This is a genomic window from Youngiibacter fragilis 232.1 (assembly GCF_000495435.3).
GTDB classification, from domain to species: Bacteria; Bacillota; Clostridia; order Clostridiales; family Clostridiaceae; genus Youngiibacter; species Youngiibacter fragilis.
Genome location: NZ_AXUN02000212.1, coordinates 17,952 through 28,972, shown reverse-complemented (window position 1 = coordinate 28,972; position 11,021 = coordinate 17,952). Strand labels below are relative to the sequence as shown.

The window sequence follows — 11,021 nt, the reverse complement described above, 5'->3', positions numbered from 1 at the left end:
TAGATTTGCAACAGCACCTTTGTCTATGCCAATGCTTCCAGGAGCTCTATGCCCTTTGCAACACGTTTAATCGATTCATCCCTTCCAAGTATCTCAGCTGCCTCGAAGGCGCCTCCTGGAGTGAACTGCTTGCCTGTGAGGGCGGTCCTTAACGGCCACAGCACCTGTCCGTTCTTTACTCCCATGTCTGTCACAAGGGCCATCACTGAATCGTGAAGCCTTGAGAGGGTCCATTCGTATTCACCTATGGACTCGAGGAGGGGAAGAAGCCTTCTCAGTGATGCCAGCGACACTGCTGCATCTGTCTTCATCTTCTTGTGGGTGTATATGTCTGTAGAATATTCAGGCAGCTCATACAGGAAATCGAGCTGACCCTTAATTTCACCCAGCACCTCAGTCCTGGTATGCAGGAGTGCGGCGATCTTCATAGTATCAAGCTTTTTATCCATGATGTCTTCCCTGATGTAGGGCAGAGCAAGCTCATGGAACCTCTCAAGCGGCATCGCCTTGATATACTCTCCATTCATCCATCTGAGCTTTTCAGGGTCGAAGATGGCTGGGGATTTTCCTATGTTCTTGTAGTTGAAGACTTCCTTAAGCTCATCCAGTGTGAATATCTCCTGGTTCGTTCCCGGATTCCATCCGAGCAGTGAGATATAGTTCAGAACCGCATCACTTAGGTAGCCTTTTGCCATGAGGTCCTGGTATGAAGCATCTCCATTCCTCTTTGAAAGCTTGTTCTGGGCATCCTTCATGATCGGTGGGCAGTGGACATATATTGGGACCTCCCAGCCGAAAGCTTCGTAAAGCCTGTTGTACTTCGGCGATGATGCAAGGTACTCGCTGCCTCTGACAACGTGTGTTATCCCCATCAGGTGGTCATCTACCACGTTTGCGAAGTTGTATGTAGGCAGTCCGTCGCTCTTGATGAGGACCATATCCTCCAGCTCCTCGTTGCTTACAGCAATAGTTCCGTATATGACATCCTCAAACTTAGTCTCACCTTCGGAAGGGTTGTCCTGCCTTATTACATATGGCATTCCACTCTCAAGGTTACTTTCGACCTCTTCCTTTGAAAGATGTGCGCAGTGCTTGTCATACCTGAAGGGCTTCTTAAGTGCTTCAGCGTTCTCTCTTAGGAGGTCAAGCCTCTCCTTGGTGCAGAAGCAATAGTAGGCTTCCTTCTTCTCGATGAGATTTTTTGCATGTTCAAGGTATATCGGCTTTCTCTCGCTCTGGACGTAGGGACCGACAGGCCCTCCGACATCAGGACCTTCATCATGGGAAAGGCCTGTTGCCTTAAGAGTGTCATAGATCACCTCTACTGCACCTTCCACATATCTTTCCTGGTCAGTATCCTCTATCCTCAGTATGAAATCCCCGTCCTCGTGCTTCGCAATCAGATAGGCATACAATGCGGTCCTCAGGTTGCCGACATGCATGTATCCTGTAGGGCTTGGTGCGAATCTGGTCCTTATCCTGGTCATGTTTTCCTCCTTCGTGATTGAAGAAGCTCCGGTGATCCCGAAACTTCTTCATTCTCTCTCAATTAATTATACTATCAGGTGAAATGGTGTCAATGATTTAGTAGCCTTACTTCTCTTCCGTCTGAGGAAAAGGTTATGGATCCCAGCTCTTCAGTCATCAGCACCTTGCTTCCCAGATCTGTGAACAGGCTCATGATGGTCTCATCGGGCAGGTTGAAGTCATTGCCTTCCTCTGATGTAACCACCACATAGTCAGGATCCACTCTTTCAAGGAAACTTCTCGTGTTGGAGGTGGTGCTGCCGTGGTGGGCTGCCTTGAATACATCAGCCTTGATGTTAAGTCCTCTCCTTATTATCTCCTGCTCGATAGTGCTTTCCGCATCTCCTGTGAACAGGAAGGCTGTCTGGCCGTAGCTTAGCTTCGTTACAGGGGAATAGTTGTTAGGATTGATGTATTCCAGTGAATTCGGAGAAAGAAGCGACAGTGTGATATTTTCATCGAATGTAAGTGTAACACCTGCCTTCGATTCGGTAACAGGCACACCTTTTTCAGCCAGGGCACCTATCATGTTTTCATAGCTTCTGGTTGCAATCTCCTTGTCTGACGCATAGAACTTCCCCACATCAAAGTTCCTTATCACCTCAGCCATACCGCCCATGTGGTCCTCATGTATGTGTGAAAGGAATATGAAGTCAAGCTTTTCAACACCGAAAGCCTTAAGGTATGATACAACCCTCATTGCGTTTTCCTTTGGTCCAGCATCTATCAGTATGTTGACATCCCTGACCTCTATGAAAATGGAGTCCCCCATACCTACATCGATGAAATGAACCTTTACCGGATCCTTGACCCTTTCTATGAGCTCGACGCTGCTTACCTTTGTAGTCCCGAGTATGCCGTTCTCAAGGAGAAAATACATACCAAAGATACCCGTAAGAAATATTATGAATAGCGCTACAGGCGCATATGCTCTCTTCTTCAACAAAGACACCTCGTTTCCATATCTACAGTTTACCAAAATACTGCTGTCATATCCACATTATGCCAAAATCCACGTCATTTTACGCAGATATCACTGGAAATCTGACCGCTTTTGTAAATTCTTTAGTTCTCGCTGCAGCCACAGCCTCCAGATGATCATTCCAGTTTGTACGGAGTGCTCTGGTTGGTATATAATTAATGGGTAACTATTAAGTGAATGGAGTAGGATAATGAGTTTTGATTTGTTGCTAAAGGCAAGATTTGTCATCTCATACATGAAGATGATACCAAAGACAATAAAGATCAGACAGCTGATCAGGAAAGGGGACAAGGACAAACTATACTGGTATGCAACCAGGGTAGGGAACCAGCACGCGAGGGAGGCAATTAAGATCTTCAAGGTCAATCTCCATATCCAGGGAAGGGAAAACGTCCCGAAGGAACCCGTGCTGTATATGGGTAACCATCAGTCGTACTTCGACCCATACACAATGCTTGCGCTCAGGGGGGAAAGGAAGGAGACCTACATAGCGAAGATGGAGATGACGAAGATCCCGTTCGCTGAAATAATTGCCGGATCCTTTGAGACACTCTTCCTGGACAGGGATAATTCCAGGGAAGGGCTTAAGGTCATACTTCAGGCAATAGAATACATCAAGAAGGGTAACGATGTCCTTATCTATCCTGAAGGTACGAGGAGCAAGAGCCATACCATGGGAGAGTTCCATAAAGGCAGTTTCAAGGTAGCTCAGAAGACCGGTTGTCCTATAATTCCCCTTGCTATAGACAATACCTTCAAAATTTTCGAGGCAACTGGGAAGATTCAAACTGGTGTTGATGTATACCTCACTTATCTGGATCCGATTTATCCCGATAAGCTGACTGAGGATGAGAGAAAGAACATCGATGACCTGGTTAAGGCAAGGATCCAGAATGAACTGGACAGGCTTAAGGCACTTCATGGATATGAATAGGGGGAAGATATGAAGATACTCGTTTTGAATTGCGGAAGTTCATCAATAAAGTTCCAGGTCGTTGATATGCCTGGATACACCATAGCTGCCAAAGGCGGAATTGGGAGGATCGGTTACGAGGATGCCGAGTTCAAGTTCGGCGCCGGCGAAGGAAAGGAAGACCTCCACATAGTTCCAGTGAAGAACCATGAGGAAGGCATTGACCTGATCCTTCATTCACTCTTCAGCAAGGAGGAGGGTCTCGGCCTTTCAAAGGAGGATATAGGTGCAGTGGGACACCGCGTGGTCCAGGGGGGTGACAGGAGAAACGTCTCCGTTGTCATCGATGAAGCTGTGATAAGGGACATCGAGGAGATCAAGGACCTTGCGCCTCTCCACAATCCAAATCATCTTGCCGGCATTTATGCAGTAAGGAAGCTGCTTCCTGAAGTCCTTCAGGTTGCTGTGTTCGATAACGGCTTTCACAGCACTCTTCCCGAATCAGCCTATCTCTACGGGTTGCCGTATGAATACCGTGAAAGATACGGGATAAGGAGGTACGGTTTCCATGGAATTGCCTTCAGGAGCATGGCTGAAGGGCTGGAAAAGCTGCTCGGCAAGCAATTCGAATCTTTCAGGATAGTAAACCTCATGCTTGGAAGCGGCACTACAGCAAATGCAGTCAGCTACGGCAGGTCAGTTGAGGTTTCCACTGGCTTCACTCCCCATGAAGGCCTGATACAGTCCACAAGGACCGGTGATGTGGATACCGCCGCCGTACTTTATATCATGCGGAAGGAAGGCATGTCCGTAGACGAGGCTGATGACATGATCAACAAGAAGAGCGGCTGGAAGGGAATGTCTGGCATAAGCAACGACATGAGGGAGATCAGGGAGGCTGCCGACAGGGGAGACAAAAGGGCAGAAGCAACCATAGAGGCCGTGTGCCACAGGTTCAGGAAATACGTGGGCGCATATTCTGCAATACTCGGGGGAACCGACATTCTGGCCTTTTCAGGAGGTGTCGGTGAAAATGCCTGGTATATCAGGGAGAAGGTATGCGAAGGGCTTGAATTCATGGGTATTGAGCTTGACAGGGAGAAGAACAAGGCGCTAAAAGGCGAGGGCATCATAAGCACCGACAGTTCAAAGGTCAGGATCCTAGTGACATATGCCAATGAAGAGAAGATAATAGCTGAAGACACGTACCATCTTGCAGCTGAAAAATAGGATGAAATCCCCGGACATATTGTCCGGGGATTTCATTGCCTGCACTGACTCCGGTATCAGGCAGTATTGTAAAAATTCTGTTGACACTCAATGCAGGTGATGGTATATTGTTCGCATGCAAACCATTATCATATGAGACGCTGAGGAATAAGGAAAGGGGTAGGACACATGGATAGACGTGCGGATTCATTCAGGCTGGCGATGCTCATAAGGGAGATTTACTCACTGTCAATGCATTCAGTAGACGAATGCCTGAGTGAGAGCGGCCTTACTCATCAGCAGGTGATCGTGGTGAAACTTATTGCACACAATGGTGCCATGACAGTATCTGACATTTGCAGGCACATGAGCCTTTCAAAGGGTACTGTATCAGGGATCCTGACAAGGCTTGCGGAAAGGGGATACATAGAGAAGTACAAGAATGAGGAAGACCTGAGGAACACATATATCCGGTTCACTTCCAAAGGTAGTGATTTTGCCCTGGAATTTCGGGACCAGATGACAAGAAGCTTCGACGGGATTTTCATCGATTCATCTGACAAGGACCTTGCGGAAATAGAGGACTCACTCAGAAAGCTTGTTTCAATGTTAAAGAAGAGTAAAAAGGAGTAACAAAATGCAGAAGATATTCGAACCTTTCTTCCATGCCGCTTACCTCATCACTGTAATCGCTCTTGGAATCCAGATGATCAGGCTCTATGAGGGAAGAAGGTATTTCATTCTGTTCGGGTCCATGGCCGTAATACTTGGGTTCGGCGACTCATTCCATCTGATACCAAGGGTCTACGCCCTTCTTACAACAGGTCTTGCTGAAAACTATGCGATCCTCGGTGCAGGAAAGTTCATAACCTCGATTACGATGACAATCTTCTATGTAATCCTCTATGAGGTCTGGAAGGAGCGATTTCGGACAAAACCAGCAAACGGACTGGACCTGTCGATTTACCTGCTCGCTGCTGTAAGGGTAGTCCTGTGCCTTTTTCCCGGAAACGGCTGGCTGTCTCCGGAGCCCTCACTGTTCTATGGGATACTGAGGAACATCCCGTTCGCAGTTCTTGGGGCTATAATAATGTATTTGCTTCATTCTTCAGGGAAGAGGTCAAATGACCGGGATGCCATTAATCTTTCGTACGGAGTCTTCTTTTCCTTCCTCTTTTATGTGCCGGTGGTCCTTTTCGCAGGCACGGCACCTCTTGTGGGGGTCCTTATGGTCCCCAAGACCATCGCGTATTTATACATTGTCTTCACGGGCTATGGTCAGCTTGGGCAATATCATCTTGAGAAGGCATGAGAAAATAATCCGGAATACCGAGAAGACCTGAGTATTTTGAACCCAGGTCTTCTTACCTTATATTCCTTATCTTTTCCTTTACCTTGCTGACATTGTCCCTTATGTCCTCCAGAACGTCCTTGAAGTATGCGGAAGTCAGTTCAGGATATGAGTCTATGAATCTCTTCTGACGCATTATGAACTGGTCCAGGTGGTTGTTGTAGAACTTCACCTTTGTCCTCATCGCATTCTCTGCCTTGTCTTTTTTTGCAGCCAGCATAAGGAGTATTTCATCCTTCTCAAGCTTCACAGCCTCCAAACCTGCCTTGAAGTCAATCAGCTTGTAGACTGTGAACACAGTATCCACGGCAAACAGGCTGAAGAGCATGACGGCTGAAAGCCTTGTGAGGTCTGAAGGAAGGGATGCTATCATCGATTCTGCTATCGGATTGAGCCAGCCTATGAAAACATATGAGAACATACCCCACATCAGCGAGAACCTTGCGCATATGAACCCTTTGTAGTTGAACCTGCACCCTGAATAGTTCCACCATCTTGCCTTGAAAAGCCTCATGAGGACAACGCCGACCACAAGCTCGAGTAATGTCGGCACTATGAAGGCTCCCAGTGCGAACACAACCGGATATTCCCTGTATGGGCCTACCGCAACAAGCATGAGGATTGCTCCAGTTCCATAGATAGGGCAGAAGGGTCCCTTCAGGAACCCTCTGTTAACAAATCGCCTTTTTTTATAGAAATGGAATGCGACCTCCAGCATCCAGCCCATTGCAGAATACAGCAGGAACAAGAGGATCAGGACATGGATACTTGTGCCCATCTTACAGCTGCACGTTCCTGTCTATGGGCTGCGAAAGTGAGATCAGGGTATCCGTCCTCTGGACTCCCTTGATGACATTGATGCTGTTCAGAAGAACATCCTGCAGATGTGCAATGTTCTTGCATATTACCTTAGAGAATATGGTGTATTCTCCTGTAGTATAGTGAAGTTCAACAATCTCCTTGATATTTGTCAGTTCCTCAATTGCAGCTGAGAATGATGAAGCTTTGTCCAGATATATGCCCACGAAACAGCAAACGTCATATCCGAGTTTTGGCATATCAAGAAGGATCTTGGTTCCTCGGATAATACCAAGGTCTTCCATCTTCTTCATCCTTACGTGTATTGTTCCACCTGAGACATGGCAGACCCTCGCTATCTCAAGATAAGGAGTTCTGGCATCCTTGATCAGGATGTCCAGGATCTGCAGGTCAAGCTCGTCCAGATGTATTGTAGCATTGATTGTCATATGGCACCCCCAACTTATGTATATGTTTTATTATAACAAAAATTGGAAAAATAAATAATAATATCGTAAAAATTTATTCTAATTTTGATGAATTTACACAGAAAACCTTATCATCTGCCTGTTGCAGGCTTGAATCCGTACGCCCGTTCATGCTATTTCCGGAATGCTGACGCTAAGTCCCGGTTTTTTTCAGAGAAAAATCGCGAAAAATTTAGTGCATTAACTTGGCTTGATTATTGTACGGACATCAAATACAATGAGTGTAGACTTTTTTAGGAGGAATCATTTTGGATTGGAACAGTTTACTTAACATTTTTCTGATATCCATAGCGATCTACATGCTGTACACGGTACTTAACAAGTACTTCCTTTCAAAGCTCAGCATCAACAAGTGGATAGTGCTTGGACTCGCAGTATTGTTCCTTGTGGCAGGCATGGCAGTGCCGGCCATTACAGACAACCTGCTGCTGCAGTATCTGCCAACTACCATCTTCGTGTTCTTCTTCCTCTGGTTCGCTGACCTTGCAGGTCTTGGAGGAAAGAGGCCATCTGACCAGAAGAAACAGGTCATCAAGCCAAAAGCCAAGCCAAACAGGGCCAAGTACGCGGACAAGGAATTCTTCGAAAGCACGAAGAAAAAGAAAAAATAGCACAGACTGTAGTCAAATGACTTAACAATAAAGAGGGAAGCTGAAGCTTCCCTCTTTATTGCGTCTTATGAACATCCGGTTGTAGATCCGCAGTCAAGGCATACCTTGCATGTCCCGTTTCTTACCATTCTGGTGCTTGAGCAGTTCGGACATACTGAATCATACAGTTTTTCGCCATTCTTTTCAGCATCCTTGATCACAGTCTGTGTTTCCAGTTTAAGGACTGGCTTTGAATCTTCCTTCTTCGGACTTTCCTCGCTTTTCATGACTATCCTTGCAACGTTCTTCAGTGGTCTGTTGATGAGGTCATCAGCTTCAGGCTTTACCTGGACCCTGGAGAAGTCACCAAGTTCGAGGTCTATGACCTTGGATATCAGATCAGATATTGAAGTCACGTTCTTTATATATGGGTGCTTTGATACGAATCCATATGGTTCGTACTTCTGACCCCTAAGCATCCTGGAGATGTCCTTGGGTGGAATGTGGTACTGGAGCATTACCGAGATGGTCTTCGAGAGGGAATTGAGGAGTCCGGTTATGAGGGTTCCTTCCCTGTCAGTGGTTATGTATATCTCTGAAATCTCGCCGCGCTCATTTCGGTTAACAGTAGTATATATCTTGACGTCCTCGATCTGTGCAGGGTGGGTATGTCCGGCCCTGATGCCTTTCATCTTCTCCCTTACTGATGTCTGCGCCGGAGCTGATTCTTTCTTCTGGGCCTCTTTTGCGAACTTAAGCAGCGCATCATATGTAAGGTTTTCCAGGTCAAGGTTCCTTACCTCGGCATCAAGCCTTGTATTGAGAGGCTGTGCATACTTTGAGCCGTCCCTGTAGAGGGATATTCCCTTTACACCTGTTTTCCAGGAAAGCACGACTACATCCTTGAAGTCCTCGACGGTTGCTTCCCTAGGAAGGTTGACTGTCTTCGATATTGCTCCAGAGACCAGTGGGGTGAGTGCTGCCACCATAAGGACATGTCCCATGTGGTGTATGTACCTCTTTCCTGTTCCACAGGTATTGGCGGTGTCAAATATGGGATAATGTTCCTCCTTGAGGTGCGGCGCCCCTTCGATCTTGCCGTCCTTCACCATTCCGTTTTCCTCAGCGCCGATATACGCCATTATATCCTCTGTCTCTTCAGGAGAGTATCCAAGGTTTTTGAGGGCAACTGAAATGATTGGGTTGGCAATGGTCATGAAGCCTCCGCCTACAAGCTTCTTGTACACCACATGTGAGAAGAAAGGTTCAAGGCTTGTTGCGGCGCAGTCCATGGCAAACGATATGGTCCCAGTCGGAGCGATTACCGATACCTGGGCATTCCTGTATCCATGGTCCTCTCCGAGACTGAGGGCATCAGTCCAGACTGACTTCAGTGTCTCTGACAGACCTTCCTGGCCAAGAGCTTCCAGCTTCTCGTGGTCGACGGAGTAGGGGATATAGTGGAGCCCTTCATACTCGCTGTCGAGAGCTCCGGCAACCCTTGCGTGGTTCCTTATGACCCTCAGCATATATGGTCTGTTAAGCTCAAACTTCTCGAATGGACCGACCTTTTCGGCCATCATGGCACTTACTGCATAGCTCTTTCCAGTTATCATGCCTGTCAGGGCTGCAGCAAGTGTCCTTGCCTCATCCGAATCATACGGCATCCCAAGAGCCATGAGGAGTGATGCAAGGTTTGCTATACCAAGCCCTGTGGTCCTGAACATGTATGTCTTCCTGGCTATGTCCTCTGTAGGGAACTGTCCCCACTGGATCGACCCTTCAAGGAGAAGCTGGGAAAGACCTATGATGTGCGAATAGCCTTCGACATCGAACCTGTTGGTATCAGCGTCGTAGAACTTGTAAAGGTTGATTGATGCAAGGTTGCAGCTGGTGTCATCAAGGAAGGCATATTCACCACAAGGGTTCGTTGAGTTAAGCCTGTTATGGTGAGCGCCTATCTCTCCATCCTCACCTGCAGGGCATGTATGCCATGCATTGAATGTGTCTGTGAACTGAGGTGCTGGATCGGCTGATTTCCATGCCGCTTCATTGAACTTGTCCCACAGGTCCTTTACCTTCACGTTCCTGTTGACTCTCTCATCCATTCTGCCACGAAGTGTTATTTCCTGGTCAGGGTCGTTCCTCAAGGCCATTACCTTGTCCATGAACTCGTCAGTGAGCCTTACGGAGTTATTGGAATTCTGGCCGGAAACCGTTTCATAGGCCTCTCCATCCATATCAGCATCATATCCCATCTTGGCCAGCGCACGAACCTTATCCTCTTCCTTTGCCTTCCACATTATGAAGGTTTCAATCTCTGGATGGTCAATGTCGAGACACACCATCTTTGCGGCCCTTCTTGTCGTTCCGCCTGACTTGATAGCTCCGGCATTCCTGTCAAGGCCCTTGAGGAAGCTCATGAGGCCTGATGATACTCCGCCTCCTGAAAGCTTTTCGCCGACTCCACGGATTGCGGAGAAGTTTGTTCCTGTTCCAGAGCCTCCCTTGAATAGCTTTGTTTCAGTCACATACTGCTCTGAGATCGAATGGCTTCCAAGAAGCTTGTCTTCGACAGACAATATGAAGCAGGCCGATGCCTGGGTCCTTGAATAACTATCTTCCGACAGCACTACCTTCCTCTCGACAGGGTCGAAATAAAACAGGTCGTTCTTTCCTCCTGAAATGCCATAGCTCTGCTTCAGTCCTGTGTTGAACCACTGAGGCGAGTTTGGTGCGTACATCTGGTTAAGCAGTCCATAGACCATCTCATCATAGAATATGCTCCTGTCCTCGTCTGTGTCGATAAGACCGTCATCTACGAGAGCATCGGCCCAGAAGCTTACCATCCTGTGAGCAACCTGCCTCATTGAATTCTCGTATCCCAATTCGCCCGGGACTCCGGCTTTCCTGAAGTACTTTGAAGCTATGATATCAACTGCATTCTGTGAATAGAAGGAAGGGAATTCCAGGTCCCTCATCTCTGTCAATATCCTGCCGGACTTGTAGTCCTTGAGGAGAACATCCCTCTTTTCCCAGTCAAACAGGTCATAAACCGTTTTTTCTTTATTATTTTCAAGCTCTTTAGTATAATAACGCTTGAACAGTTGTTTTAGTTTGCTCATTTCGTACCTCCTTGAATTGACTCGATAGTACCAGTATA

At 47.1% G+C, this 11,021-nt stretch carries 10 protein-coding genes; 5 read left to right on the top strand and 5 right to left on the bottom strand.

Annotation, left to right across the window (positions count from 1 at the left end; all coding sequences use genetic code 11):
- Positions 1-23: 23 nt before the first annotated feature.
- Both gltX and T472_RS16305 read right to left on the bottom strand, forming a co-directional pair.
- Positions 24-1,487, bottom strand: coding sequence for a glutamate--tRNA ligase (gltX, locus tag T472_RS16310; RefSeq protein WP_023388745.1), 1,464 nt, complete (start codon positions 1,485-1,487; stop codon positions 24-26).
- An 89-nt stretch (positions 1,488-1,576) separates the two neighbouring features.
- Positions 1,577-2,470 carry a ComEC/Rec2 family competence protein gene (locus T472_RS16305; protein WP_023388744.1) on the bottom strand — a complete coding sequence of 298 codons (894 nt, stop codon included), beginning with the start codon at positions 2,468-2,470 and terminating at the stop codon, positions 1,577-1,579.
- A 229-nt stretch (positions 2,471-2,699) separates the two neighbouring features.
- On the opposite strand from T472_RS16305, the gene T472_RS16300 reads away from it, so the two are divergent.
- The 4 genes from T472_RS16300 to T472_RS16285 all read left to right on the top strand — a co-directional run bounded on the left by T472_RS16300 (position 2,700) and on the right by T472_RS16285 (position 5,943).
- The gene (locus tag T472_RS16300; RefSeq protein WP_023388743.1) at positions 2,700-3,443 is read left to right on the top strand and encodes a lysophospholipid acyltransferase family protein; all 744 of its coding nucleotides are present in this window, start codon (positions 2,700-2,702) and stop codon (positions 3,441-3,443) included.
- 9 nt (positions 3,444-3,452) lie between these two features.
- Positions 3,453-4,652, top strand: coding sequence for an acetate/propionate family kinase (locus tag T472_RS16295; RefSeq protein ID WP_023388742.1), 1,200 nt, complete (start codon positions 3,453-3,455; stop codon positions 4,650-4,652).
- Positions 4,653-4,820: 168 nt separating this feature from the next.
- On the top strand, positions 4,821-5,264 hold the full coding sequence (locus T472_RS16290) for a MarR family winged helix-turn-helix transcriptional regulator (RefSeq protein ID WP_023388741.1): 444 nt from the start codon (positions 4,821-4,823) through the stop codon (positions 5,262-5,264).
- Between the two features lie 4 nt (positions 5,265-5,268).
- Positions 5,269-5,943 (top strand): hypothetical protein, encoded by a 675-nt coding sequence (locus tag T472_RS16285; RefSeq protein WP_023388740.1) that lies wholly within the window; start codon positions 5,269-5,271, stop codon positions 5,941-5,943.
- A 52-nt stretch (positions 5,944-5,995) separates the two neighbouring features.
- Here the strand turns inward: T472_RS16285 and T472_RS16280 are convergent, their stop codons facing one another.
- Positions 5,996-6,760 carry a putative ABC transporter permease gene (locus tag T472_RS16280; RefSeq protein WP_023388739.1) on the bottom strand — a complete coding sequence of 255 codons (765 nt, stop codon included), beginning with the start codon at positions 6,758-6,760 and terminating at the stop codon, positions 5,996-5,998.
- A 1-nt stretch (position 6,761) separates the two neighbouring features.
- The gene (locus T472_RS16275; protein WP_023388738.1) at positions 6,762-7,229 is read right to left on the bottom strand and encodes an Lrp/AsnC ligand binding domain-containing protein; all 468 of its coding nucleotides are present in this window, start codon (positions 7,227-7,229) and stop codon (positions 6,762-6,764) included.
- A 287-nt stretch (positions 7,230-7,516) separates the two neighbouring features.
- On the opposite strand from T472_RS16275, the gene T472_RS16270 reads away from it, so the two are divergent.
- The gene (locus T472_RS16270) at positions 7,517-7,879 is read left to right on the top strand and encodes a hypothetical protein (RefSeq protein WP_023388737.1); all 363 of its coding nucleotides are present in this window, start codon (positions 7,517-7,519) and stop codon (positions 7,877-7,879) included.
- 65 nt (positions 7,880-7,944) lie between these two features.
- Here T472_RS16270 and T472_RS16265 read toward each other — a convergent pair whose 3' ends face one another.
- The gene (locus T472_RS16265; protein WP_023388736.1) at positions 7,945-10,983 is read right to left on the bottom strand and encodes a vitamin B12-dependent ribonucleotide reductase; all 3,039 of its coding nucleotides are present in this window, start codon (positions 10,981-10,983) and stop codon (positions 7,945-7,947) included.
- Positions 10,984-11,021: the final 38 nt, after the last annotated feature.

Excerpts from the sequence above, each read along its gene's own strand:
- T472_RS16295 (WP_023388742.1), top strand. The coding sequence starts at position 3,453 with ATGAAGATACTCGTTTTGAATTGCGGAAGTTCATCAATAAAGTTCCAG.
- T472_RS16280 (WP_023388739.1), bottom strand. The coding sequence starts at position 6,760 with ATGGGCACAAGTATCCATGTCCTGATCCTCTTGTTCCTGCTGTATTCT.
- T472_RS16300 (WP_023388743.1), top strand. The coding sequence starts at position 2,700 with ATGAGTTTTGATTTGTTGCTAAAGGCAAGATTTGTCATCTCATACATG.
- T472_RS16285 (WP_023388740.1), top strand. The coding sequence starts at position 5,269 with ATGCAGAAGATATTCGAACCTTTCTTCCATGCCGCTTACCTCATCACT.
- T472_RS16275 (WP_023388738.1), bottom strand. The coding sequence starts at position 7,229 with ATGACAATCAATGCTACAATACATCTGGACGAGCTTGACCTGCAGATC.
- T472_RS16290 (WP_023388741.1), top strand. The coding sequence starts at position 4,821 with ATGGATAGACGTGCGGATTCATTCAGGCTGGCGATGCTCATAAGGGAG.
- T472_RS16265 (WP_023388736.1), bottom strand. The coding sequence starts at position 10,983 with ATGAGCAAACTAAAACAACTGTTCAAGCGTTATTATACTAAAGAGCTT.
- gltX (WP_023388745.1), bottom strand. The coding sequence starts at position 1,487 with ATGACCAGGATAAGGACCAGATTCGCACCAAGCCCTACAGGATACATG.